Consider the following 24,450-nt stretch of genomic DNA (forward strand, 5'->3'; position numbering starts at 1 on the left):
GACCCGCGACCTTTCACGACATCGATCCAGGAGCAGCAACAGTGACCGACGACAACCGTCTTCTCGCCGGGCGCTACCGCCTGGGCGAACTGATCGACCGCGGCGGCATGTCGAACGTGTACTCCGGGCGCGACGAGCGCCTGGGGCGCCAGGTCGCCATCAAGCTGCTCAAGTCGTCGCTCGCGGGCGACCCGGTGTTCCGCACGCGGTTCCGCCAGGAGGCCCAGGCCGCCTCGCGCATGGCGCACCCCACCATTGTGCGCGTGTTCGACGCGGGCGAGGAGCGGGTGGCCGAGCCCGGCGGTTTCGAGGGCATCGTGCCGTTCATCGTGATGGAGTTCGTCGAGGGCGTGCTTCTCAAAGACCTCATCCGGCAGGGGCCGGTCGACTCGGCCGAGGCCATCCGCATCACCGAGGGCATCCTCACGGCGCTCGAATACTCCCACCGCGCCGGCGTGGTGCACCGCGACATCAAACCCGGCAACGTGATGGTCACCCACGGCGGCCAGGTGAAGGTGATGGACTTCGGCATCGCCCGGGCCATCTCCGACTCCTCGGCCACGGTGGCGCAGACCACGGCCATCCTCGGCACGGCCCAGTACTTCTCGCCCGAGCAGGCCCGCGGTGAGTCGGTCGACGCCCGCACCGACCTCTACTCCACCGGCGTGGTGCTGTTCGAGATGCTCACCGGCGAGCCGCCGTTCAAGGGGGAGACCCCGGTGGCCGTGGCTTACCAGCACGTGAGCGAGATGCCTGTCGCGCCGTCGCGCATCAACCCGCAGGTGTCGCCCGCCATCGATCAGGTGGTGCTGCACGCCCTCGCGAAAGACCGGTTCGCGCGGTTCCAGAGCGCGGTCGAGTTCCGCACCGACCTCGAGATCGCCGGCGCCGGAAAGATCCCGTCGAAGCGGGTTCCCTCCGACGATTTCCAGTCCTCGCTCTTCGGCGCCCCGCCCAGCCTCACGCAGGGCACAGACTCCGCTCTCACCCAGCTCGCCGGCGACGACGAATACTCGGTGCGCACGCAGTCGCGGCCGCCGGTGGTGTGGATCTGGGCGGGCATCGCGTCGGTCGCCGTCATCCTCGTGGCGATCGTGTTCTGGGTGCTCACGCTCCAGCCGAGCGACGAGCTGCCGTCGACGTCGCGCGAGATCCCGACCGTCACCGGCCAGACCTATGACGCGGCGGATGCCACGCTGCAGCAGCTCGATCTGGTGACCGCGCGTTTCGACGTCTACAGCGACTCGATTCCCGAGGGCCAGGTGGTCGACACCGATCCGGCGGCCGGCACCATCGTGAGCCCGGGCACCGTCGTGAACGTCAACGTGTCACGCGGCAAAGAGGCGGTCGCGGTGCCGCCGCTCGCCGGAACCAGCGCCGCGGATGCCGCCACCGCCATCACGAACGCCGAGTTCACGGTGGGGCAGACCATCAAGGAGAACTCCGCCGACGTGCCCGACGGCGTGGTCATCCGCAGCGATCCCGATGTGGGTGCACAGGCGTTCAAGGGCGACACCATCAACATCGTCGTGTCGAGTGGGCTCGTGACGGTTCCGGATGTCACGGGCCAGCCGATCGACGTCGCGAGCGACGCGCTCACCAAGATCCTGCTGCAGGTCAGCGTGCAGCAGGATCCAGGCTGCAAGACCGCGCCGGCCAACCCGGTGTCGAGCCAGTCGATCGCCGCCGGTGACGCCATGCAGAAGTCGCAGATCGAGATCCGCTACTGCACCGGCGCTTGAGCCCGCAGCCGCGGAGCGCGCCCGCCCCGCGGCTCAGACGGCGCGCAGCAGCGGGTTGAGTTCGACGGCCTTCGCGGGCGCGTCGGTGAGGCCGGCGGTGGCGAGCCAGTTGCCGAGCATCTTGTAGCCGCCCTCGGTGAGCACGGACTCGGGGTGGAACTGCACGCCGTAGACGGGAGCGGTCACGTGCCGCACGCCCATGATGACGCCGCCCTCGGTGCGCGAGGTCACCACGAGGGAGTCGGGAACGGTGCCGTCGACCACCGCGAGGGAGTGGTAGCGCGTCGCCGTGAAACCGTCGGGAACGCCGTCGTAGAACGGGTCGTCGTCGTGGCGGATCACCGAGGTCTTGCCGTGCATGAGTTCTTCGGCGTTGGTGACCGTGGCGCCGAGCGCCTCGGCGATCGCCTGGTGGCCGAGGCACACGCCGAGCAACGGTGTGTTCGACTCGAGCGCCGCGAAGACGACGGGAATCGAGACACCGGCGTCGGACGGCTTGCCGGGGCCGGGCGAGAGCAGCACCGCGTCGTAGTCGGCGATGGTGGCCGCCGCGTCGGAGGCGTCGAACGAGTCGTTGCGCACCACGGTCGTCTCGGCCCCGAGTTGCTGCAGATAGCCGTTGAGGGTGTAGACGAAGCTGTCGTAGTTGTCGATGACGAGCACGCGGGTCATTGGTCTACCGTGACCTCTTGAACCGGTGCGGTCAAGTCGTCGATCCACGGGAACACCCAGAACGCGAGAACGAACAGCACGGCCGCGGCGAGCACGACGAGAATGAGGATGCGCACCCAGATCGGGCCGGGCAGGATGTGCCAGAGAGCTGCATACATCGGTTATGCCCCCACGAGTCCGGCGATCTCTGCCGGGGCTCCGGCCGATCGCGGTTGCCAGTCGGTCAGAACGCCGTAGGCGATGATGCGCTCCGACGCGATGTAGAGCGGGTTGCAGCTCGTCAGCGTGATGAGGCGATCGGTCGGCGCGGTGCCCGCGGCCTGGGGCACGGGATCGATCACGCCGACGCCGAACGGGGTGACGTATTCGAGGTCGCGGAAGGTGTAGGTGAACCAGCCGTCTTGCGTCTCGATGTAGATGGAGTCGCCCAGCTGCAGTTCGTTGATCTTGAGGAACGGGCTGCCCCACCCGTCGCGGTGGGCGGCGATGGCGAAGTTGCCGACCTGGCCGGGCAGCTGCGTGCTGGGATAGTGCCCGGCGCCGCCGTTGTTCAGCACCGATCGCGGATCGACGCCCTCGGCGATGGTCTTCTTGAAGTCGGAGCCGAAGCGCGGAACGTACATCACCGCGAACTCCTGCGCGTTCGACGGCGTCGCCAGCTGGGGCGGGTCGCCGTATTGGAACGAGGGCGCGGTCGTCGGAGCGGCCGAGGCCGAGGGCGACGGCGTGGAGGCGGGGGCTGCCGGGGTGTCGCTGGCCCAGGACTGCGAGAGGGAACTGGCATCCGACGCCTGCTGGTTGCTCAGCATGATGCCGTTGAGCGAGAACTGCCAGCCGAGGAACAGCAGCACGAGCACGCCCGCCGTGATGAGGAGTTCACCGAAAACCCCCACGATGCGGGAGAAGACGCCCCGTTTCTTCTTGCGCGGGCGCCTCATCGGCGCTTGTGCCCCCTCGGGCGCCGTCTCCGGCTGCTCGCTCATGTGACCAATCCTAAGAGACCGTTGCTGTGCAGCCGCCCCGAGACCGTTGCCCTGTGGAGAACCGGTGGAGAACTGTGGATGAAACCCCGTTAGAATCGTCGGCATGGCTCGAGACAAAGCACCCACGAACGAGGTCGCCCGCCGTTCGCGCGACATTCAGCGCTCGGCGAGTGATGACTCCGCGAAGAACCCCAACCCGGTCTGGTTCAAGCCGGTCATGTTCGGCTTCATGCTGGTGGGTCTGCTCTGGATCATCGTGTTCTACGTGAGCCAGGGCGTCTTTCCCATTCCCGACCTGGGCAGCTGGAACATCCTGATCGGGTTCGGAATCGCCTTCATCGGGTTCATCATGACCACTCGCTGGCGCTGACCTCGGGTCTAATTACACCGCTGTAATTATCCCCAATGTGGAAACCGCTGTGGATAAGTCCACAGCTGTGCATAACCCTGTGGAATAGGACACTCGGGAATCAGACGCTCGGAGACCAGGCGCTCAGGGATCAGACGACGGCCGCGACGACCGTCAGGCCGACCAGCGCTGCTGACACCGCCGACACCAGGGCGATCTGCAGGCCCTTCTGACGGATGGCCCTGGTGCGCACATAGATCAGTGCCACCACGGCGCCGGCGATGATGCCGCCGACGTGTGCCTGCCAGGCGATGCCGGGCACCACGAATCCGTAGACCAGGTTGATCGCCACGAGCACCAGCAGTTGCACGCTGTTGCCGCCGAGGTGCCGGTTGATGATGAAGTACGCGCCGATGAGGCCGAAGATGGCTCCGGATGCGCCGACCACCGGTTGACGGGGATCGGCCAGCAGGGCCACCGCCACCGAGCCGCCGAAGCCCGAGATCAGGTAGAGGGCGATGTAGCGGCCCTTTCCCAGCATGCGTTCCAGCGCGCTGCCGAACACGAACAGCGTGTACATGTTGAACAGCAGGTGAAGGATCGAGCCGTGCAGGAACACCGAGGTGAGCATGCGCCACGGCTCCACGGGGATGCCCGTGGAGGGCATGACGTAGAGCCCCGCGAACTGCAGGGCCGACGTGACGCCGGGGAGGTATTGCAGCAGGAACACCACCACGCAGAGCGCGATGATGACGTAGGTCACCACCGGCGCCTCACGGCCCGTGAGGTTGCGCAGGAACGCCGGCCGGCCGCGGTTCACCCGCGGCGCCTCACGCCGATCCTGACGGGCGCACTCCACGCAGTGCACGCCCACCGCCGCCTGCACCTGGCACTCCGGGCAGATGGTGCGCCCGCAGCGCTGGCAGAGCACGAAGCTCTGCCGGCCGGGGTGCCGATAGCAGTAGTTGTTCGACGAATCCGGGACCGTGGTCATCGGTCGACCGCTCCAGCGAGAACGAAGAGGCTCAGACGGCCTCGACGGTGACGCTCTCGAGCACGACCTCGTCGAGCGGACGATCGTAGGCGTCGGTCGCCACACCGGCGAGCTTGTCGACGATGCGCTTGGAGGCGTCATCCGCCACCTCGCCGAAGATGGTGTGCTTGCCCTGCAGCCACGTGGTGGGGCCGACGGTGATGAAGAACTGCGAACCGTTGGTGCCCTTGCCGCCCTGGATGCCGGCGTTGGCCATCGCGAGGATGTAGGGCTGGGTGAAGTCGAGCTCGGGGCTGATCTCGTCGTCGAACTTGAAGCCGGGGCCGCCGGTGCCGTTGCCCAGCGGGTCGCCGCCCTGGATCATGAAGCCCGGGATGATGCGGTGGAACACGATGCCGTCGTAGAGGCGGTCGTTGGTGGGCTGACCGGTCTTCGGGTCGGTCCACTCGATCTCGCCGTTGGCGAGGCCGATGAAGTTCTTGACGGTCTTCGGTGCCTGGTGACCGTAGAGGTTCACCACGATCGGGCCGTGGTTGGTGGTGAGGGTGGCGACGTGGGTATGTGCGGGCATGATGACAATTCTCGCACACGGGCGCGAAGCATCCAGTGAAGGCCCAGGGTTTGCGAAGTGGATGATCAGTGGGCCGAACTACTGCGCCACTGCATTGCGTGGCAAGATGACAGTGACCGTGCTCTCGCCGATGGAGGTTTCTTATGAGTCTTTCCCGCAAGCGTCAAAAGGCGCTCAAGCGCCTGAAGGGAACGGCAGAAGACCTGTGGGTCGACCAGCAGGCCGTGCTCGACCGTGCCAACGAGATCCTGCGTGAGGCAGGAAAACAGGCCAGCTACCTGGCCGATGAAGAAGTGAAGCCCCGTGTGAAGTCCGCCGTCGACAGCGGTGCCGTCGCGGTGAGCCGCAAGGCCGCCGAGGTGAAGCTCGCGGGTGAGACCGTGAAGAACCGTTTCACGACCGACGTGCTGCCGGCCCTGGCCGGAACGCTGGGTTCGGCCGCGGCCGTGCTGCAGTCGTCGAAGAGCCCCGAGTTCTTGAAAGAGGCCGGCAAGAAGGCCGGCAAGGCGGCGAAGTCGCTCGAGAAGTCCGCCCCCAAGTCGGGTGGATCGAAGGCCGGACTGGTCGTCGTCGTGACCCTCGGCGTGGTCACGGCCGTCGGCCTCGGCTACGCCCTGTGGCAGACCTTCCGGGCCGACGACGAGCTCTGGATCGCCGACGAAGACCCCGAGCCCGAGACCAATCCCGAGAGCTGATCTCTCACCTCGACGACGAAGCCCCGTGCAGATGCACGGGGCTTCTGTCTTTGGTGCGCGGCCTCTTTCACCACGAACTGTCGTCATCGCGATCGAATCGGTCGCGGTAAGGACGGTCCTCCGTCCAGGTGGACGTCATCTCGTTCCACAGCGCATTGATCGCGGCACGCGACCGAGGAGGGACTTCTTCCGCGAACTCGTGCAGTGAGTTGCGTACGCGACGATCCATCGAGACCATCGTCCCTCCACCCTTCGTGCGATAGAGCGCAAGTGTCGCTGCACCGTCTCCGACCGGCTCGACGAGCAGCACGTGGTCGGCGCGGGTGATCTCCGCGGTGCCCCCGATGAGCGCACTCCCGGTGACACGCGCCGTTCCGCCCAGCCTTGAGAGACCACTCACCCGCGCTTCGTCGGAGACACGCGCACTGCCGAACACGCGGGCGTCGTCGTCGACGACACCTCGGCCGAACACCCGCACGTAATCGGACACCCGCGCACGATCATGCACCTCGGCGCCTTCGCAGATCCATGCGAAGCCGCTGATCACGGCGTCGCCGCTGACCTCCGCCAGATCGAGCACGCAAGCTCGATCGAACACACGAGCTCGTCCGCTGACGAAAGACGAACCCGCTACTCGTGCGTGGCCGAAGACCTGAGCGCAGTCCGCTATTCTCGCGTCGTCGCGCACCCGCGCGTTGCCGTAGACCTCTGCCTCATCGGCGACCCAGGCGTCACCGGACAGGCGGGCATCATCGCCGACGAACAGCGATTCTAGCCAGCCGCCGATCGATCCGCGCGGCACAGAAGAATTCCGGAGGCGGCGGGTGGATCGAATGCGGTGCACCCTCACTCCAACTGAGTTGACTCGCGTCTCGCCCGTGAATTCGTAGTGGAGTGGCACGTTCGGAATGATACCCGAATATTTATCAGTTCGAGTGGAGCCTGGGAGAATCGAACTCCCGACATCCTGCTTGCAAAGCAGGCGCTCTACCAACTGAGCTAAGGCCCCGGGTGGAGACCTCTTGTGAAGATCTCACGTGGGGCTACAAGGACTTGAACCTTGGACCTCTTCGTTATCAGCGAAGCGCTCTAACCGCCTGAGCTATAGCCCCGTTTTTTTGACCAGAGTCGAGATTACCCTACCGATGGTCTGTTCTGCGAATCGCCGGAGCGACGAGCAGCACTACTTGTTGGTGAAGCCCAGCATCACGCCTCCGGTGATGCGCACCGCCAGGTTGTACAGCGCCGCCCAGATGGCTCCGAGCGCCGTGATGACGATCACGTTGAGCACCGCGACGACGACCGAGAAGCCCATCACCTGCGGCAGCGACGCGAAGTCGAACAGGTCGAAGTTGCCGGCGCCCGCGATGTCCTGCAGCAGCACGTTGACCTTGTCGAACACACCGGTCTGGTTGAGCACCGACCAGATCAGAAAGCTGGCGACGATCGTGATGATGCCGAGGATGATCGCCAGAAGGAAGGAGATCTTCAGCACCGACCAGAAGTCGATGTAGACCAGCTTCAGACGCACCTGCTTCGTCGTGGCGACTCTTGCCGTTTTCTTCGCGAATTTGTCGCCAAGATTACTCATCCGTCGTTACATCCTCTCCAGGCGCAGTCTCGTCGTCTGCGCTTTCTTCGAGCTCCGACTCGAGGTTGCGTTCGGAGTTCTTGGCCACCGCGATGATACGGTCGTCATCCGCGAAGCGGGCGAAGACCACGCCCATCGTGTCGCGTCCCTTGGCCGGTACTTCGGCCACGGCAGAGCGTACCACCTTGCCGCTGGCAAGAACCACAAGCACCTCGTCGTCCTCGCCCACGATGAGCGAGCCGATCAGATCGCCTCGCGCATCCTGCAGCTTGGCCACCTTGATGCCCAGGCCGCCGCGCCCCTGCAGCCGGTACTGGTCGACCGATGTGCGCTTCGCGTAGCCACCCTCGGTGACGATGAAGACGAATCCCTCGTCGGAGACGACCGACGCGCCCTGCAGCTCGTCGCCACCCCGGAACTTCATGCCGATGACTCCGGATGTCGCCCGACCCATCGGTCGCAGGGTCTCGTCGTTCGCCGTGAAGCGGATCGACATGCCCTTCTTCGACACCAGCAGCACGTCGGAATCGTCTTCGACCAGCAGCGCCGAGACGAGCTCGTCGTCGTCACGCAGGTTGATGGCGATGATGCCGCCGGAACGGTTGGTGTCGTACTCGGTCAGCGCCGTCTTCTTCAGCAGGCCGCCCTTGGTGGCGAGCACGAGATATTTCGCTGCCTGGTAGTCGCGGATGTCGAGGATCTGGGTGATCTGCTCCTCGGGAGCGAGTGCCAGGAGGTTCGCGACGTGCTGGCCCTTGGCGTCACGCCCGGCTTCCTGCAGCTCATAGGCCTTGGCGCGATAGACCCGCCCGGTGTTCGTGAAGAACAGCAGCCAGTGGTGCGTCGTGGTGACGAAGAAGTGCTCCACGACGTCGTCGGCCCGCAGCTGCGCGCCCTTCACGCCCTTGCCGCCTCGGTGCTGGCTGCGGTAGTTGTCGCTGCGCGTGCGCTTGACGTAGCCGCCGCGCGTGACGGTGACCACCATCTCCTCTTCGGGAATGAGGTCTTCGACGTTCATGTCGCCGTCGAAGCCGAACATGATCTCGGTGCGACGGTCGTCGCCGAACTTGTCGACGATCTCGGTGAGCTCTTCGACGATGATCTCGCGCTGGCGCGCCGGGCTGGCCAGGATGACGTTGTATTCGTCGATCTTCAGCTGCAGCGCATCCGACTCCTCCTGGATCTTCTGCCGCTCGAGCGCCGCCAGGCGGCGCAGCTGCAGCTCGAGGATGGCGCGCGCCTGCAGCTCGTCGATCGACAGCAGGTCGATCAGGCCGTCGCGGGCCTCTTCGACGGTCGGCGACCGGCGGATGAGCGCGATGACCTCGTCGAGGGCCTCCAGCGCCTTGAGGTAGGCGCGCAGGATGTGCATGCGGGCCTCGGCCTCGCGCAGACGGAACTGGGTTCGCCGCACGATGACCGTGATCTGGTGGGCGACCCATTCGCTGATGAAGCCGTCGAGCGGCAGGGTGCGCGGGATGCCGTCGACGATCGCCAGCATGTTGGCGCCGAAGTTCTCCTGCAGCGACGTGTGCTTGTAGAGGTTGTTGAGCACCACCTTGGCCACCGCGTCGCGCTTCAGCACGATGACGAGTCGCTGGCCGGTGCGGCCCGAGGTCTCGTCGCGGATGTCGGCGATGCCGGCGAGCTTGCCGTCTTTCACCAGGTCGGCGATCTTGATCGCCAGGTTGTCGGGGTTCACCTGGTAGGGCAGCTCGGTGACCACGAGGCAGGTGCGCCCCTGCAGCTCCTCGACGCTGACCACGGCCCGCATCGTGATGGAGCCGCGGCCGGTGCGGTAGGCGTCGTGGATGCCCTTGACGCCGAGGATCTGCGCGCCGGTCGGGAAGTCGGGGCCCTTGATGCGCTGGATCAGCGCCTCGAGCAGTTCTTCCCGGGTCGCGTCGGGGTTCTCGAGATACCAGATCGCGCCGGCGGCCACCTCGCGCAGGTTGTGCGGCGGGATGTTCGTGGCCATGCCGACCGCGATGCCCACCGAGCCGTTGACCAGCAGGTTGGGGAACCGCGAGGGCAGCACGACCGGCTCGAGGGTGCGGCCGTCGTAGTTGTCCTGGAAGTCGACGGTCTCTTCCTGGATGTCGCGCACCATCTCGAGTGCGAGCGGGGCCATCTTCGTCTCGGTGTATCGCGGGGCCGCGGCGCCGTCGTTGCCCGGCGACCCGAAGTTGCCCTGCCCTAGGGCGAGCGGGTAGCGCAGGCTCCAGGGCTGGATGAGGCGCACGAGGGTGTCGTAGATCGAGGCGTCACCGTGCGGGTGGAACTGCCCCATCACTTCGCCGACGACACGCGCCGACTTCGAGAACGCGCGATCGGGGCGGTAACCGCCGTCGTACATCGCGTAGATCACGCGGCGGTGCACCGGCTTCAGGCCGTCGCGCACGTCGGGCAGCGCTCGCCCGACGATGACGCTCATCGCGTAGTCGAGGTAGGAGCGCTGCATCTCGAGCTGCAGGTCGACCTGCTCGATGCGATCGGTGGTCGCTCCGAACGCGTCGGGCGCCTGAGCGAACTCCGGAGTGGATTCGTCTGTCATTGAGGTCTCAATTTCGCGTGGTCGTGGTTCGCGTGGTCATGAAGAGAAACGGATGCCGCGGCATCCGTCTCGGGCGAATCAGATGTCGAGGAAGCGAACGTCTTTCGCGTTCTTCTGGATGAAGTTGCGCCGCGACTCGACGTCTTCGCCCATCAGGGTGGAGAAGATCTCGTCGGCCGCCGCCGCGTCGTCGAGCGTGATCTGGCGCAGGGTGCGGGTGTCGGGGTCCATCGTGGTGTCCCACAGCTCGCGGTAGTCCATCTCGCCGAGGCCCTTGTAGCGCTGGATGCCGTTCTCTTTCGGGATGCGCTTGCCGGCGGCTTGGCCGTCGATCAGCAGCGCATCGCGCTCGGCGTCGGAGTAGACGTATTCGTGGGGCGCGTTGGTCCACTTCAGACGGTAGAGCGGCGGCATCGCGAGGTAGACGTAGCCCAGCTCGATCAGCGGCCGCATGTAGCGGAACACGAGGGTGAGCAGCAGGGTCGTGATGTGCTGGCCGTCGACGTCGGCATCCGCCATCAGCACGATCTTGTGATAGCGCGCCTTGTCGGCGTTGAAGTCTTCGCCGATGCCGGCGCCGAACGCCGTGATCATCGCCTGCACCTCGTTGTTGCCGAGCGCGCGGTCGAGCCGCGCCTTCTCGACGTTGAGGATCTTGCCGCGCAGCGGAAGGATGGCCTGGGTCTCGGGGTTGCGGCCCTGGATGGCGGAACCGCCGGCCGAGTCGCCCTCCACGATGAAGATCTCGCTGCGCGCGGGGTCGCGGCTCGAGCAGTCCTTGAGCTTGCCGGGCATGCCGCCGCCCTCGAGCAGCCCCTTGCGGCGGGTCTGCTCGCGTGCCTTGCGGGCGGCGAGCCGGGCCTGGGATGCCTGGATCGCCTTGCGGATGATGTCGCGCGCCTGCACGGGGTTGCGGTCGAACCAGTCGGTGAGCTCGGTGCTGACCACTCGCTGCACGAACGACTTCGCCTCGGTGTTGCCGAGCTTCGTCTTGGTCTGGCCCTCGAACTGCGGTTCGGCGAGCTTGATCGAGATCACCGCGGTGAGACCCTCGCGCACGTCGTCGCCCGAGAGGTTGTCGTCTTTCTCCTTGATGATGTTCTTCTCGCGCGCGTACTTGTTGACCAGTGTCGTGAGCGCGGCGCGGAAGCCCTCTTCGTGGGTGCCGCCCTCGTGGGTGTTGATCGTGTTGGCGTAGGTGTGCACGCTCTCGGTGTAACCGGTGGTCCACTGCATCGCGACCTCGAGGGCGATGCGGCGCTCGGTGTCCTCCTGCTCGAACGAGATGATCTCGTCGTTCACCAGCTCGGCCTTCTTCGACCGGTTGAGGTATTCGACGTAGTCCTTCAGGCCGTTCTGGTAGAGGTAGGTCACCACCACGTCGTCGCCGTCGCCGTCTTCGCCACCGCGCTCGTCGGTGAGCGTGATGCTGAGGCCCTTGTTGAGGAAGGCCATCTGCTGGAACCGCGCGCGGAGCGTCTCGAAGTCGAACTCGGTGGTCTCGAAGATGTCGCCGTCGGGCCAGAAGGTGGTGCGGGTTCCGGTCTCGGTGGTCGACTCGCCCATCTCGAGCGGCGCCTGCGGAACGCCGATGCGGTAGCTCTGCCGGTAGACGTTGCCCTGCCGGCGCACCTCGACGTCGAGTTCGCGGCTGAGGGCGTTGACCACGGAGCTGCCCACGCCGTGCAGGCCACCCGACACGGCGTACCCGCCGCCGCCGAACTTGCCGCCGGCGTGCAGCACGGTCAGAACGACCTCGACCGTCGACTTCTTCTCGGTCGGGTGCATGTCGACCGGGATTCCTCGGCCGTTGTCGGTGACGGTGATGCCACCGTCTTTGCGCATGACGACCTCGATGTGGGTGGCGTAGCCCGCGAGCGCCTCGTCGACGGAGTTGTCGACGATCTCGTACACAAGGTGGTGCAGACCTCTGGGGCCCGTGGAACCGATGTACATGCCGGGGCGCTTCCGCACCGCTTCGAGACCTTCAAGAACCTGGATCTGGTCCGCGCCGTACTCGTTGTCAGGGTGGACCTTGTCCGATTCAGACATATAGAAATGGGCTCCTCAGTGTCGTGCCCAACGGCCGGGCAAGACGACCCTTAATTCTATCAAACGAAGGGTGGGAAACGGCCGCCATATGCCGCTGTGAGCGATTATTTACGACCGGATGACCACATTTGCCCTGTTAACCGTAGGTGTCGCGAGGGCCCCGCCCTGGAATCGATCTGGAGCCCCGTTTCCAGGATGGGGCATGGGGCGCTTCGAAGCGGATCGACTCGATGCCGGCTTCCGGGTAGCGCTGGGCGATGGTCGTCATGATCAGCACGCGCATGTGGCGCAGCTGCGTCGCCCAGGCCGTGGAATCGCACTGCACGGTGAGAACGGCGTCGGTGATGCCGATCGGCCGGCTGTGCTCGGCGGTCTCCGGGCCCGCGATCTCGCTCCACGCCAGCAGCAGGTCGGACTTCGCGAGCGACGACGTCCAGCCGAGTTCGGTCGAGAGCGACGACATGATGTCGCCGAGGCCATGGGGGTCGCGACCGACGCCGTAGGGAACGCTCGCGTCGTCGCCCCCTCGGTCGCGGGTCTTGCGTGCGCGCCATTTCGCGGCGCGGGAGGTCGGATCCCCGAACGCGGCCTTGAGGCGCAGGTAGACGTTCTGCGATTCAGTCATCGGATGCGTCCACGATAGTGCCGGCCGAGATGCGCACGGTATGGGCGGTGAGCTCTTCGGGCACGTCGTCGAAGACGGCGGCGGTGATGAGCACCTGCTCGTAGTCCTTCACGGCGTCGGCGAGCCGGCCCCGACGGCGCTGGTCGAGTTCGGCGAACACGTCGTCGAGGATGACGATGGGGTCTCCGGTCACCGAATCGGCGCGCAGCAGCTCGGCGCAGGCGAGTTTCAGTGCGAGCGCGAACGACCACGACTCACCGTGGCTGGCGTAGCCCTTGGCCGGCAGGTCGTTGAGCCGGAACAGGATGTCATCGCGATGCGGACCGCAGAGCGTGATGCCCCGATCGCGCTCGGCGCGGCGCACCTTCTCGAGGGCGGCGCGGAAGGCGTCGGCCAGCCCCTCGCGGCTCAGCCGGTCGGCCGGCACCTCCGTCGTCTCGGGGCCGCCCACGTCGGAGTCGGCCTCGGGGTGATCGGACAGGATGCTGAGCACCACGTCGAGAGTGGGTTCCTGGTCGGAACCGGCCACCGCCTGATAGGCCTCACGCACGAACGGGCCCAGCGCGTCGACGATGCCGATGCGCTCGAACATGATCTCGGCGCCCAGCTCCACCAGCCGTTCGTTCCAGAGTTCGAGCGTCGGCAGCGTCGCATCCTTCAATCCGGATGCGCGGGCCGACTTGAGAAGCGCGTTGCGTTGCCTGAGCACCCGGTCGTAGTCGGCGAACACTCCCAGCAGACGCGGCGACTTCGCCCCCAGGAGCGCGTCGATGAACCGGCGCCGCGTGGAGGGCTCTCCTCTGATGAGGGCCAGGTCTTCGGGGGCGAACAACACCGTCGAGATGTAACGCGGCAGTTCGCGGGGTTTGATGGCCGCGCGATTGACCTGGGCGCGGTTGGCGCCGGAGCGGTTCAGCTGCAGTTCCACGAGGAGTTCCCGGCCGTCGTGCTCGAGGCGAGCCCGCACGATGGCGGAATCCTCGGCGCCGCGGATGAGCGCCTGGTCGTTCGACACCCGGTGGGACCCGAGGGTGCTGAGATACCCCAGGGCCTCCACCAGGTTCGTCTTTCCCTGCCCGTTGCTGCCCACGAAGAGGTTGGGGCCGCGCTCGAGCGTGACTTCGGCGGTCTTGTAGTTGCGGAAGTCGGTGAGACTGAGGTGCCGGACTAGCACGCCTGTGCGATGAAGGCCGTCAGTCGAGCTCTTTGACCGCGTGGCCGCCGAACTGGTTGCGCAGGGCGGCGACGGCCTTCATCGAGGGCGAGTCGTCTTGGCGCGACACGAACCGCGCGAAGATCGCCGCGCTGATCGCCGGCATCGGCACCGCGTGCTCGATGGCCTCTTCGAGCGTCCAGCGGCCTTCGCCGGAGTCTTCGACGTAGCCCGCGATGTCTTTGAACTCGGGGTCGGCCTCGAGAGCGCGCACCAACAGGTCGAGCAACCACGAACGCACGACGGTGCCGCGCTGCCAGGCCTTGAAGGTGCCGGTGACGTCTTTGATGATGTCGTTGCGGGCGTCGAGCAGCTCGTAGCCCTCGGCGTAGGCCTGCATCATGCCGTACTCGATGCCGTTGTGCACCATCTTGGCGTAGTGGCCCGCACCGACCTCGCCGACGTGCACGAAGCCCTCGTCGCGGGGGCCCTCGGGGCGCAGCGCGTCGAAGACCGGCATCGCGCGCTCGACGTTCTCGGCGGTGCCGCCGACCATGAGGCCGTAGCCGTTCTCGAGGCCCCAGACCCCACCGGAGACGCCGGCATCCATGAATTCGATGCCCTTGGGCACGAGCAACTCGGAGTGCTTGAAGTCTTCGGTGAACTTGGAGTTGCCGCCGTCGATGATGAGGTCGCCCTCGGTGAGGACCTCGGAGAGGTCGTGCACGACGCTGTCGGTGATGGCGCCGGCCGGCACCATGATCCAGACGATGCGGGGAGCCGGCAGCGCGGCGGCCAGAGCGGCCAGGTCGGGAACATCGCTCACCGCGGGGTTGGTGTCGTAACCCACGACATCGATCCCGGCTTTCTGCAAGCGGGCGCGCATGTTGTTGCCCATCTTGCCCAGACCGATGAGTCCAATGTTCATGACCGTCTCCTTGAATGAGTGACTGGGGTGCGACCGGGAGGATGACCCGGGCCGGCCTAGCGAAGCAGCAGGTTGGGCTGCAGCAGGTATTTGTAGTCGTCGGAACCGGGCTGGTCTTTCGACGACTGGCTCGTGATGAGCACCGGCCCCGGCTTGTTGGGGTTGTCGGTCTTCGTGAACGAGATGCGCACGAATTCGGAGTGCACGGCTCCGAGCCCGTCGAGCAGGAACTGCGGCTTCAGCGAGACGACCGTGTCTTGGCCGGTGAGCAGGGCGTCGATCGACTCGGAGGCCTGGGCCTGCTCGGAGCCGATGGCCTCGAGCGTGACCCCGTCGATCGTGAAGGTGAACCGGAGCGCCGCTTCGCGCTCGAGAACCAGCGAGACACGCTTGGTGGCCTCGATCAGGTCGGCGGTGTTGATGACCGCGTAGTTGTCGACCGTCTCGGGGAACAAGCGCTTCACGGGCGGGAAGTTGCCCTTGATCAGCAGGGTGGTGACGGTCTTGCGATCGGCCTTGAACGCGATCAGCTCGCGGTCGTCGCTGTTGGTGATGGCCACCGAGATGGTGCCGGCGTTGCCGAAGGTCTTGCCGACCTCCTGCAGCGTGCGGGCGGGAACCAGGGCGGTCGCTGTCTGCAGGCCCGAGTCGTTCGAATCCCAGTCGATGTTGCGCACGGCCACGCGATAGCGGTCGGTGGCCACGAGCGAGATGCTGTTCTCGGTGACTTCGAGCTGCACGCCCGTGATGACGGGGGTGACGTCGTCGCGCGAGGCGGCCACGGCCACCTGCGACACCGCGGCGGCGAACTGGTCGGCCGGCAGCAGGCCCGACTCCTTGCCCACCTGCGGCAGGGTCGGGTATTCCTCGACCGGCATGCTCAGCAGGGTGAACCGCGCCGAGCCGCAGCTGACGATGATGCGCGAGTCTTCGGTCGAGAAGTTCACCGGCGCGTTCGGCAGCCGGCTCGCGATGTCCGACAGCAAGCGGCCCGAGACCAGGATGACGCCGGGCTCCTCGACATCCGCGGCGATCTGCGTCTGTGCAGAGACCTCGTAGTCGAACGACGACAGCGTCAGCCCGTCATCCGTCGCTTCGATCAGCACGCCGCTCAGGATCGGGAGCGTGGTGCGCTGCGGCAAGAGCTTCACGGCGAACGACACTGCTTCGCTGAAGACGTCTCGGTTTACTTGGAACTTCACGAAGTCACCTCTGTCGGCATTAGAGACCCTGGGCCCGTCCATGTTATCTGCTGCGGGCGTCTCGTCGATCGGGCGAGTCCGGATGATCCACACCTCGAAAGGTTGTGGGATGTCATTTTCATTGAAGAGTTAATCCTTAATGGTCTTAACGCCTGTGGATATGTGGATAACCCTGTTAATACCGCGACGCGATGCTGAACTACACGCGTGTGAGTTGTAGAACTCGTGTGTAACGGCTGTCGGTTCGGGCATCCGGTGGCTGAACCCGATCTGAACGAATCCACACGTCGAGGTGACTGATCAACATCGTGGACGCGGTTATCCACAACCTTTTCACAATGTGTGGAAACTCGACGCGTCACGCGCTCTTGTAGCGCTGATTGTGCTTGATGCGGTTCGAGATCTCGGTGACCTGGTTGTAGATCGACCGCTTCTCGGTCATCAGCTTGCCGATCTTGTTGTTTGCGTACATCACCGTGGTGTGGTCGCGACCGCCGAACAGCTGGCCGATCTTCGGCAGCGAGAGACTCGTCATCTCGCGGCAGAGGTACATGGCGATCTGGCGGGCGGTGGCGATGGCCTGGGAGCGGCTCGAGCCGTAGAGGTCGTCGACCGAGAGCTTGAAGTACTCGGCCGTGTGGTTGATGATGTCGACCGGCGCGATGATGTTGTCGTCGTCGAGGGTGATCAGGTCTTTCAGCACGGTCTGCACGAGGGCCATGTCGACCGGCGTGCGGTTGAGGCTCGCGAAGGCGGTGACGCGGATGAGCGTGCCCTCGAGCTCGCGCACGTTGCTCGAGACCTTGGTGGCCATGAACTCGAGGATGTCGTCGGGCACCCGCAGCCGCTCGCTCTGTGCCTTCTTGCGCAGGATGGCGATGCGGGTCTCGAGGTCGGGCGTCTGCACATCGGTGATCAGGCCCCACTCGAAGCGGGTGCGCATCCGGTCTTCGAAGCCGGTCAGGTGCTTCGGCGGCAGGTCGGAGGTGATGACGACCTGCTTGTTGTGGTCGTGCAGGGTGTTGAAGGTGTGGAAGAAGGCCTCTTGCGTCTCGGCCTTTCCCTGCAGGAACTGGATGTCGTCGATCAGCAACAGGTCGATGTCGCGGTAGCGGCTGTGGAAGGCGGCGCCGCGGTTGTTGGCGATCGAGTTGATGAAGTCGTTGGTGAACTCCTCGGAGCTCACGTAGCGCACGCGCACCCCGGGATAGAGGGAGATGGCGTAGTGGCCGATGGCGTGCAGCAGGTGGGTCTTGCCGAGCCCCGAGTCGCCGTAGATGAAGAGGGGGTTGTAGGCCTTCGCCGGCGCCTCGGCCACCGCGACCGCCGCGGCGTGGGCGAAGCGGTTCGAGCCGCCGATGACGAAGTTGTCGAAGCTGTACTTGGGGTTCAGGCGGGTGTCGTTGTTGCGCAGCGGGCCCACGGTCTCCTGCACCGGAGGGGCGACCGACTCGACGTAGCTCGCGCTCGGCGCTCCGCCTCCTCCTCCGCCGCCGGTCGATTCGGCGCCCGCCGGCTGGTGATCGGCCACGGTCACGGTCTCGTAGCCGTCGATGTCGGGATTGACCACGACCGAGAAGCTGCTGACATCGAGCTGGGGGTCGAGAGTGCCGAGGGCGGAGAGAAGGGAGGGCCGCACGCGCTGCTCGAGCATGTCGCGGGTGAAGTCGTTCGGCACCTCGAGATAGAAGGAGCCGCCGAGGATGCCCTTCGGTACCACGAGACCGAGAAAACCCTTCAGCTGCGGTGTGATCCGCTCGTCGGTGGAGAGCACCTGGAGCACGGTCCGCCAGTTGTCCTCCGTTGAACCGGCACCGTCAGCCAATGGAACTCCTGTCGAACGTGAATTGCGTTGCCGAACTCGATGATTCGACCCAGAGCCGTTTCTGTGCGCCCCCGCCGGCCTGTTAGTAACTGTAGGCACCTAAGCTAGTGACTGCCATGCTGCAGGGCAAGTTCGCTGTATTGACTGTACGCGTGTCATACACAGATATTGTCCACAGCCTGTGGATAATGGATCCTTTGTGCTGATCCGGTTTGACCAGAGCGCTTTCAGGCCGTAGTTTTAATCAGTTGACTTGTGTGGGTTCCGCCACACCCCTTACTTCACGATGGGCCGTTCTTGGATTCTTTCCTTGGATTGCCTGCCGGACACCGGAGATCATTATGAGCAAGAGAACTTTCCAGCCGAACAACCGCCGCCGTGCGAAGGTTCACGGCTTCCGTCTGCGCATGCGCACGCGTGCGGGCCGTTCGATCCTTTCGGCTCGTCGCCGCAAGGGCCGCACCGAGCTCTCTGCGTGATTCGCGCCTGACGCCGATCTGACGATCGCGGTGCTGGCCAGAGTCAATCGCATCACGCACGGCCGCGACTATCGCGGCACGGTGCGACGGGGTGTGAAATTCGTCGGGCCGAACACGGTCACCTACATTCGCGCATCCGATTCGTCGGATGCGCGTTTCGGGTTCATAGTGGCGAAGTCGGTCGGCATCGCCGTGGTGCGCAATCGGGTGCGCCGCCGGCTCAAGGCGGCGAGCTTCGCCCTTCTTCCGCAGGTGGCTCCGGGCACCGAGGTGGTCGTGCGGGCTCTGCCTGAAGCTGGGTCTCAGCCTTACGGCGTACTCTTCGAAGAACTTTCGCGTTCTCTCAGAAAAGGATCAGTGCTCGCATGAAGTCGGTGGTGACCGCGATCGTGCTGCTCCCCCGCAATCTGGCGGTGCTCCTGCTCCGAGGTTATCGAGCGGTGATCTCTCCTCTATATGGGGATGTCTGCCGCTATTACCCCTCGTGCTCTTCTTACACGCTTCAAGCCATCCAGCAGCGTGGAGTGGTGGTCGGTTCGGCGATGGGTGTCTATCGCATCGCCCGGTGCCATCCCTGGGCGAAAGGCGGCGTCGATGACGTGCCGCCCGTGCGTCGCCCCAAATACCAGCTGACGCCATTCGGCTTCGTCGTAGCTAGCCACGGAAAGGGCTAACCTCACCCATGGAAATTCCGTTCCTCGACACGATCCTCTGGCCCATCAAGTGGGTCGTCGAGTTGATCCTCGTCGCCTGGCACTACCTGTGGACCTTCATCGGTCTCGACCCCGCCGCGGGTCTGACCTGGGTGCTCTCGATCGTGGGCCTCGTGCTCGTGGTGCGTGCCGCGCTCATCCCGATCTTCGTGCGTCAGATCAAGAGTCAGCGCAAGATGCTCGAGGTCGCGCCACAACTGAAGAAAATTCAAGACAAGTACAAGGGCAAGAAAGACCAGTTCTCGCGCGAGGCGATGTCGCGCGAGACGATGGAGCTCTACCGGCGCACCGGCACCAACCCGCTCGCGTCCTGTCTGCCCTTGCTGCTGCAGATGCCCATCTTCTTCAGCCTGTTCTCGGTGCTCAACAACGCCCAGAAGGGCTTGGCCGGCGTCGGCCCGCTGAACGCGGAGCTCGGCAAGCAGTTCGGCGACGCGACGCTGTTCGGCGTCGCTCCCCTGCACGACACCTTCATCGGCGCCTGGAACGCGGGCGGCCCCTGGCAGGTCATGCTCATCGCCGGCCTCATGGTCGTGCTGATGACGGCGTCGCAGTTCTACACGCAGCTGCAGATCATGGCCAAGAACCAGTCGCCCGAAGCCAAGAACAGCCCCATGTTCAAGCAGCAGCGCATCCTGCTCTACATCCTTCCGCTGGTGTTCGTGTTCTCGGGTGTGGCCTTCCCCCTCGGTGTCATGTTCTACTGGCTCACCTCGAACCTCTGGACCATGGGTCAGCAGTTCCTGGTCATCCGCAACATGCCGACGCCGGGCAGTGAGGCAGCCAAGGCCCGCGAGGCCCGTCTGGCCAAGAAGGGCAAGCTGGAGCCCACCAAGGGCGCCCCGGCCATCGAGTCCATTCCCGAAGTACCGAAGACGACACAGCGCCAGCAGCCCGTGAACAAGAACCGGGCCAAGAAGCAGGGGGACAAGAAATGAGTGATGTGACCGAGACCACCGAGTCGGTCGACGTCGAGTCGGTCGGCGCTGAAGCCGGTGTGGCTGAGTCGGGTGCAGCTTCGGTGGGTGCCGGTGAGTCGAATGCCGCTGCCTCGAATGCTGCTGAGTCGAATGCAGCTGAGTCGACGGATTCGCCGGTGACGGATGCCGCCCAGACACGTCTCGACGACGAGGGCGACGTCGCGGCCGACTACATCGAAGAGCTGCTCGACATCTGCGATCTCGACGGTGACATCGACATCGAGGTGACCGACGGCCGCGCCTACATCTCCGTGAACGCCTCGGGCGAGAGTAACCTGCGCATCCTTTCCCGCCCCGACACGGTGGCGGCCCTGCAGGAGTTGACCCGGCTTGCCGTGCAGACCAGCACCGGTGAGTTCTCGCGACTGATCCTCGACGTGGGCGGCAGTCGTGAGCAGCGCCAGCGTGAGCTCGAGAAGCTCGTCGATGGCGCCATCGCGCAGATCGAGGCCGGGTCGTCGTCGGCGCACCTCGAGCCGATGTCGTCCTACGAGCGCAAGCTCGTGCACGACATCGTCGCGTCGCGCGGGTTCGCGTCGGAGTCCGAGGGCGAAGGCCGCGACCGTCACACCGTGGTCTCCCCCGCGTAGTTTCACGTGAAACATTGAGCGACGACCACGAGGCCTCGGCGGTTCGGCCCGACTCGTCTTCGGCGAGCGAGACCGACCCTCCGATCGCGATCGAGAGCGAGCCCGCTGCCGCGGCCGCGATCTTCGGCGACCGGATCGCGTTGGCGCGGGCGTTCACGGCCGACCTCGTGGCGCGTGGTGAGGAGCTCGGCCTGATCGGTCCGCTCGAACTTCCCCGCATCTGGAGTCGGCACATCATCAACTGTGCCGTGGTCGCTCCCCTGCTTCGGCCCGGCACCGTCGGCGACATCGGCAGTGGTGCGGGCCTGCCGGGCATCGTGCTGGCGATCGCACGGCCTGACGTCGAGTTCACCCTGATCGAACCGATGGAGCGCCGCGTGGCCTGGCTGGAAGAGCAGCGGAAGCTGCTCGGTCTCGATAACGTCACCGTGCTACGGGCGCGTGCAGAAGACCTGAAGCTGCACGACCGACTCGATCAAGTGACGGCCCGTGCCGTCAGCGCGTTCAGCAAGTTGATCCCGCTCGCCGCTCCGCTGCTGAAGCGTGGCGGCGAGATGGTGCTGATGAAGGGCGCGGGTGCGGCGAAAGAGATCGAGGCCGCTGAGAAGGCCATTCGCAAGTACAAGCTCACTGACGTCGAGGTGCTCGAGGTCGGGGCATCCGTTGGTGTCGACATCACCCGCGTGATTCGCGCCCGGGTTCCGTGAGTGGGCCGTGCCGGTGACTGCGGTGTCAGAGTAGTTCGATACGATCAAGACGTCCGTTCGGGCTCCGCGCTCCCCCCATGTTTCACGTGAAACATACCGACAGGATTTTGTGAATGACCAGTGATGCAACCGCCTTCGATGCGTCGACTCCGCTGGCTCGCGAGCTTGCAGACCTGTCTCAACGAAAGCGGCGACTGGCCATGCGAGAGTTTCCCCTTCCGTCGACGCCGCGGGTGTTGACCGTCGCGAACCAGAAGGGCGGCGTGGGTAAGACCACGACCACCGTCAACCTCGCGGCCGCCCTGGCCCGCGAGGGCGCTCGTGTGCTCGTGATCGATCTCGACCCCCAGGGCAATGCATCGACCGCGCTCGGTGTTGATCACCGCGGCGACAAACCGAGTGTCTACGACGTGCTCATCCACGACGAGTCGATCGCCGACATCGTGCAGCAGAGCCCGGAGTCGGACAATCTGTTCTGCCTGCCGGCCACGATCCACTTGGCCGGCGCGGAGATCGAGCTGGTGCCGATGGTGGCGCGCGAACAGCGGCTCCGCGGCAGCCTCGACCGCTTCCTGGCGCAGATGGAGGAAGCCGGCGCCGGCTTCCACTACGTGTTCATCGACTGCCCACCGTCGCTCGGCCTGCTCACCATCAATGCTTTCGTGGCCGCGCGGGAGGTGCTGATCCCGATTCAGTGCGAGTACTACGCGCTCGAGGGTCTCAGCCAGCTGCTCAACAACATCAGCCTGATCGAGCGGCACCTGAACCCGACGCTCGCGGTCTCGACCATTCTGCTCACCATGTACGACGGGCGCACGCGCCTGGCGTTCCAGGTGGCGGAGGATGTGCGCACCCACTTCCCCGAACAGACGTTGTCGGCGGTGATCCCCCGTTCCGTGCGCATTTCCGAGGCGCCGAGTTATGGGCAGACCGTCATCAGCTTCGATCCCGGATCCCCCGGCTCGGTCTCTTACCTGGAGGCAGCCGCAGAAATAGCAGAACGAGGAGCTTCTCATCGTGGCAACTAAGAAGAGAGCCGGTCTCGGTCGTGGCATCGGCGCCCTGATCCCCACCGACGAGCCCCGCGTAGAGGGATCCCGGCCGGTCGACGTGTTCTTCGACGCCCCGGCTCCCAGCACCGACCTGGTGGCCGTTCCGGGCGCGCGGCTGGCACAGCTCGACCCGAACAGCATCGTGCCCAACTCGAAGCAGCCGCGCAGCGTGTTCGACGCGGCGGATCTCGCGGAACTCGTGCACTCGGTGCGTGAGATCGGCGTGCTGCAGCCGATCGTCGTGCGTGAACTCCCCCGCGAAGACGGCTCCGATCAGCAGTATGAGCTGGTCATGGGCGAGCGCCGCCTCCGCGCGACCAAAGAGGCCGGCCTCGACACCATTCCCGCGGTGATCAAAGACACGGCCGACGAAGACATGCTGCGCGACGCGCTGCTCGAGAACCTCCACCGCTCGCAGCTCAACCCGTTGGAAGAGGCATCCGCCTACCAGCAGCTGCTCAATGACTTCGGCATCACCCAAGACCAGCTGGCTGAGCGCATCGGGCGCTCCCGCCCTCAGATCACCAACACTCTTCGCCTGTTGCGCTTGCCTCCGGCGGTGCAGAACCGCGTGGCATCCGGCGTTCTCAGCGCAGGTCACGCCCGCGCGGTGCTCGCGGTGGGCGATGTCGACGCGATGACCAAACTCGCGGACAAGATCGTGAACGAAGACCTCTCGGTGCGTGCAGCGGAGGCGCTGGCCTCGTCGGCGCCGAAACAATCACGAGCGAAGACCACGGCAGGCACCAAGCGCGGGCATCTCGACGAGATCGGCGAGCGACTCGGCGACCGTCTCAACACCCGCGTGCGCGTGAGTTTGGGCCGGGCCAAGGGTCAGATCGTGATCGACTTCGCGACGATCCAGGATCTCAACCGCATCCTCGCCGAGTTGGGCGAAGACGGCTTCGGCGCGGTTCCTACGGGCAGCGGCCCACGTTTCACGTGAAACATCGGCGCCCCGTTCATTGAAGCGGTTTCGGGGCTCATGATGTTTCACGTGAAACATCTCCCGCTTCGGCCTCGCTACGAGCGAGCAGACGAGGCGATCGCAACCTCGCTGAGGGTTTCGTAGACCGAGCCCAGCGTGAAGCCGGCCGCGATGATGCCCTGCGGCACGGTGGAGGTCTCGGTGAGCCCCGGCAGCACGTTGGCCTCGAGGAACCACGACACGCCGCTGGCGTCGACGATCAGGTCGACACGCGAGATGTGTCGCAGCCCCAGCGCCTCGTGAATCGCCAGCGCCGTCTGCTGCGCGGTGGCGGCGATGTCATCGTCGAGTCGCGCGGGTGCGTAGAACCGCGTCTCGCCGGCGTTGTAGCGGGCTTCGAAGCTGTACACCCCGGATGTCGGCTCGATCTCCACCGCCGGAAGCGCGAACGGCCCGTCGCCCAGGTCGATGATGCCCACCGACACCTCGACACCCCGCACGCGCTGCTCGATGAGGGCGACCTCACCGTAGGTGTACGCGTCGACCACGGCGCGCGGTAGATCGTCGGCCGTGTCGATGACGCCGACTCCCTGAGCCGAGCCGCCCATGGCCGGCTTCACCACGAGGTCGTCCCCGAGCGCCGCCGCGACGCGCGCGAGCACCTGAGTCGCCCCCAGCTCGCGGAAGGTGTCGCGCGGCAGGGTGATCGACCGAGGGGTCGCGAACCCGGCGCGCTCCACGAGCACCTTCGCCGTGGGCTTGTGCCAGGCGAGCCGCGCAGGGTTGGGCTGCGATCCGACGTAGGGGATGTCGAGCATGTCGAGCAACGCCCGCAGAGCGCCGTCTTCGCCACTCGCGCCGTGCAGCGCCGGCCAGACGACGTCCGGCCGGGTCTCGTCGAGGAACTGCAGCAGTCCGGCATCCGGATCGCGCAGGATCACGCGGTGCCCACGCTCGACCAGACTGTCGGCCACCCGACGGCCGGAGCGCAGCGACACGTCGCGCTCATGCGAGATGCCGCCGGCGAGAACGACGACGGTGCGGGGGGAGTTCGATTCGCTCATC

At 65.6% G+C, this 24,450-nt stretch carries 26 protein-coding genes and 2 tRNA genes; 11 read left to right on the forward strand and 17 right to left on the reverse strand.

The genetic code is table 11. The features are described from left to right. The first annotated feature begins 41 nt into the window (after positions 1-41). Positions 42-1,742 (forward strand): Stk1 family PASTA domain-containing Ser/Thr kinase, encoded by a 1,701-nt coding sequence (gene pknB, locus N1032_RS16520; RefSeq protein ID WP_259540282.1) that lies wholly within the window; start codon positions 42-44, stop codon positions 1,740-1,742. 33 nt (positions 1,743-1,775) lie between these two features. On the opposite strand, the gene N1032_RS16525 is transcribed toward pknB, so the two are convergent. The 3 genes from N1032_RS16525 to N1032_RS16535 are packed head-to-tail and all read right to left on the reverse strand — an operon-like array spanning position 1,776 to position 3,397. Then, on the reverse strand, positions 1,776-2,414 hold the full coding sequence (locus N1032_RS16525; protein WP_259540283.1) for an anthranilate synthase component II: 639 nt from the start codon (positions 2,412-2,414) through the stop codon (positions 1,776-1,778). Then, positions 2,411-2,572, reverse strand: a complete 162-nt coding sequence (locus N1032_RS16530; RefSeq protein WP_259540284.1) for a hypothetical protein — start codon at positions 2,570-2,572, stop codon at positions 2,411-2,413. Before N1032_RS16530 ends, N1032_RS16525 begins: the two co-directional genes overlap by 4 nt. 3 nt (positions 2,573-2,575) lie before the next feature. Continuing rightward, on the reverse strand, positions 2,576-3,397 hold the full coding sequence (locus tag N1032_RS16535; RefSeq protein ID WP_259540285.1) for a class E sortase: 822 nt from the start codon (positions 3,395-3,397) through the stop codon (positions 2,576-2,578). A 103-nt stretch (positions 3,398-3,500) separates the two neighbouring features. On the opposite strand from N1032_RS16535, the gene N1032_RS16540 reads away from it, so the two are divergent. After that, the gene (locus N1032_RS16540) at positions 3,501-3,767 is read left to right on the forward strand and encodes a cell division protein CrgA (protein ID WP_259540286.1); all 267 of its coding nucleotides are present in this window, start codon (positions 3,501-3,503) and stop codon (positions 3,765-3,767) included. A 130-nt stretch (positions 3,768-3,897) separates the two neighbouring features. On the opposite strand, the gene N1032_RS16545 is transcribed toward N1032_RS16540, so the two are convergent. Further along, positions 3,898-4,740 carry a rhomboid family intramembrane serine protease gene (locus N1032_RS16545; protein WP_259540287.1) on the reverse strand — a complete coding sequence of 281 codons (843 nt, stop codon included), beginning with the start codon at positions 4,738-4,740 and terminating at the stop codon, positions 3,898-3,900. A 31-nt stretch (positions 4,741-4,771) separates the two neighbouring features. Further along, a complete protein-coding gene (locus tag N1032_RS16550; protein ID WP_259540288.1) occupies positions 4,772-5,311 on the reverse strand; it encodes a peptidylprolyl isomerase in 540 nt (179 codons plus the stop codon). Positions 5,312-5,454: 143 nt separating this feature from the next. Here N1032_RS16550 and N1032_RS16555 point away from each other — a divergent pair, with 143 nt between their 5' ends. Next, on the forward strand, positions 5,455-6,006 hold the full coding sequence (locus N1032_RS16555) for a hypothetical protein (RefSeq protein WP_259540289.1): 552 nt from the start codon (positions 5,455-5,457) through the stop codon (positions 6,004-6,006). 67 nt (positions 6,007-6,073) lie between these two features. On the opposite strand, the gene N1032_RS16560 is transcribed toward N1032_RS16555, so the two are convergent. The 11 genes from N1032_RS16560 to dnaA all read right to left on the reverse strand — a co-directional run bounded on the left by N1032_RS16560 (position 6,074) and on the right by dnaA (position 18,035). Beyond that, a complete protein-coding gene (locus N1032_RS16560; RefSeq protein WP_259540290.1) occupies positions 6,074-6,808 on the reverse strand; it encodes a hypothetical protein in 735 nt (244 codons plus the stop codon). A 134-nt stretch (positions 6,809-6,942) separates the two neighbouring features. Beyond that, a tRNA-Ala gene (locus N1032_RS16565) sits at positions 6,943-7,015 on the reverse strand. Positions 7,016-7,044: 29 nt separating this feature from the next. Further along, positions 7,045-7,118 (reverse strand) — tRNA-Ile (locus N1032_RS16570). 71 nt (positions 7,119-7,189) lie between these two features. Then, positions 7,190-7,597 (reverse strand): DUF3566 domain-containing protein, encoded by a 408-nt coding sequence (locus tag N1032_RS16575; RefSeq protein ID WP_259540291.1) that lies wholly within the window; start codon positions 7,595-7,597, stop codon positions 7,190-7,192. Next, complete coding sequence (gene gyrA / locus N1032_RS16580) at positions 7,590-10,151, reverse strand: DNA gyrase subunit A (RefSeq protein WP_259540292.1); 2,562 nt, start codon at positions 10,149-10,151, stop codon at positions 7,590-7,592. The genes N1032_RS16575 and gyrA overlap by 8 nt, the downstream gene beginning before the upstream one ends. Positions 10,152-10,229: 78 nt before the next feature. Beyond that, positions 10,230-12,203, reverse strand: a complete 1,974-nt coding sequence (gene gyrB, locus N1032_RS16585; protein ID WP_259540293.1) for a DNA topoisomerase (ATP-hydrolyzing) subunit B — start codon at positions 12,201-12,203, stop codon at positions 10,230-10,232. 136 nt (positions 12,204-12,339) lie between these two features. Next, a complete protein-coding gene (locus tag N1032_RS16590) occupies positions 12,340-12,828 on the reverse strand; it encodes a DUF721 domain-containing protein (RefSeq protein ID WP_259540294.1) in 489 nt (162 codons plus the stop codon). Further along, positions 12,821-14,002, reverse strand: coding sequence for a DNA replication/repair protein RecF (gene recF / locus N1032_RS16595; RefSeq protein ID WP_259540295.1), 1,182 nt, complete (start codon positions 14,000-14,002; stop codon positions 12,821-12,823). The genes N1032_RS16590 and recF overlap by 8 nt, the downstream gene beginning before the upstream one ends. Positions 14,003-14,021: 19 nt before the next feature. Further along, complete coding sequence (gene gnd / locus N1032_RS16600; protein WP_259540297.1) at positions 14,022-14,909, reverse strand: phosphogluconate dehydrogenase (NAD(+)-dependent, decarboxylating); 888 nt, start codon at positions 14,907-14,909, stop codon at positions 14,022-14,024. A 56-nt stretch (positions 14,910-14,965) separates the two neighbouring features. After that, entirely contained in the window at positions 14,966-16,111 is a 1,146-nt protein-coding gene (dnaN, locus tag N1032_RS16605) for a DNA polymerase III subunit beta (protein ID WP_259540298.1), read from the reverse strand. A gap of 358 nt (positions 16,112-16,469) precedes the next feature. After that, entirely contained in the window at positions 16,470-18,035 is a 1,566-nt protein-coding gene (gene dnaA / locus N1032_RS16610) for a chromosomal replication initiator protein DnaA (protein ID WP_407933047.1), read from the reverse strand. Positions 18,036-18,277: 242 nt separating this feature from the next. Between dnaA and rpmH the strand changes: the two genes are divergently transcribed. The 8 genes from rpmH to N1032_RS16650 all read left to right on the forward strand — a co-directional run bounded on the left by rpmH (position 18,278) and on the right by N1032_RS16650 (position 23,403). After that, a complete protein-coding gene (gene rpmH, locus N1032_RS16615) occupies positions 18,278-18,415 on the forward strand; it encodes a 50S ribosomal protein L34 (RefSeq protein WP_055810406.1) in 138 nt (45 codons plus the stop codon). Between the two features lie 30 nt (positions 18,416-18,445). After that, positions 18,446-18,784 (forward strand): ribonuclease P protein component, encoded by a 339-nt coding sequence (gene rnpA / locus N1032_RS16620; RefSeq protein WP_259540300.1) that lies wholly within the window; start codon positions 18,446-18,448, stop codon positions 18,782-18,784. Then, positions 18,781-19,089: a membrane protein insertion efficiency factor YidD gene (gene yidD / locus N1032_RS16625; protein WP_259540301.1), complete on the forward strand. Its 309-nt coding sequence runs from the start codon at positions 18,781-18,783 to the stop codon at positions 19,087-19,089. Before rnpA ends, yidD begins: the two co-directional genes overlap by 4 nt. An 8-nt stretch (positions 19,090-19,097) precedes the next feature. Next, complete coding sequence (gene yidC / locus N1032_RS16630; RefSeq protein ID WP_407933048.1) at positions 19,098-20,066, forward strand: membrane protein insertase YidC; 969 nt, start codon at positions 19,098-19,100, stop codon at positions 20,064-20,066. Continuing rightward, positions 20,063-20,698 (forward strand): Jag family protein, encoded by a 636-nt coding sequence (locus tag N1032_RS16635; RefSeq protein ID WP_259540302.1) that lies wholly within the window; start codon positions 20,063-20,065, stop codon positions 20,696-20,698. Before yidC ends, N1032_RS16635 begins: the two co-directional genes overlap by 4 nt. A gap of 83 nt (positions 20,699-20,781) precedes the next feature. Continuing rightward, positions 20,782-21,405: a 16S rRNA (guanine(527)-N(7))-methyltransferase RsmG gene (gene rsmG / locus N1032_RS16640; protein WP_259540428.1), complete on the forward strand. Its 624-nt coding sequence runs from the start codon at positions 20,782-20,784 to the stop codon at positions 21,403-21,405. Positions 21,406-21,518: 113 nt separating this feature from the next. After that, positions 21,519-22,433, forward strand: coding sequence for a ParA family protein (locus N1032_RS16645; RefSeq protein WP_259540303.1), 915 nt, complete (start codon positions 21,519-21,521; stop codon positions 22,431-22,433). Continuing rightward, the gene (locus tag N1032_RS16650) at positions 22,423-23,403 is read left to right on the forward strand and encodes a ParB/RepB/Spo0J family partition protein (protein WP_259540304.1); all 981 of its coding nucleotides are present in this window, start codon (positions 22,423-22,425) and stop codon (positions 23,401-23,403) included. The genes N1032_RS16645 and N1032_RS16650 overlap by 11 nt, the downstream gene beginning before the upstream one ends. A gap of 77 nt (positions 23,404-23,480) precedes the next feature. On the opposite strand, the gene N1032_RS16655 is transcribed toward N1032_RS16650, so the two are convergent. After that, positions 23,481-24,449: a D-alanine--D-alanine ligase family protein gene (locus N1032_RS16655; protein WP_259540305.1), complete on the reverse strand. Its 969-nt coding sequence runs from the start codon at positions 24,447-24,449 to the stop codon at positions 23,481-23,483. Position 24,450: the final 1 nt, after the last annotated feature.

The sequence above is a fragment of the Herbiconiux daphne genome, from assembly GCF_024979295.1.
Classification (GTDB): Bacteria; Actinomycetota; Actinomycetes; order Actinomycetales; family Microbacteriaceae; genus Herbiconiux; species Herbiconiux daphnes.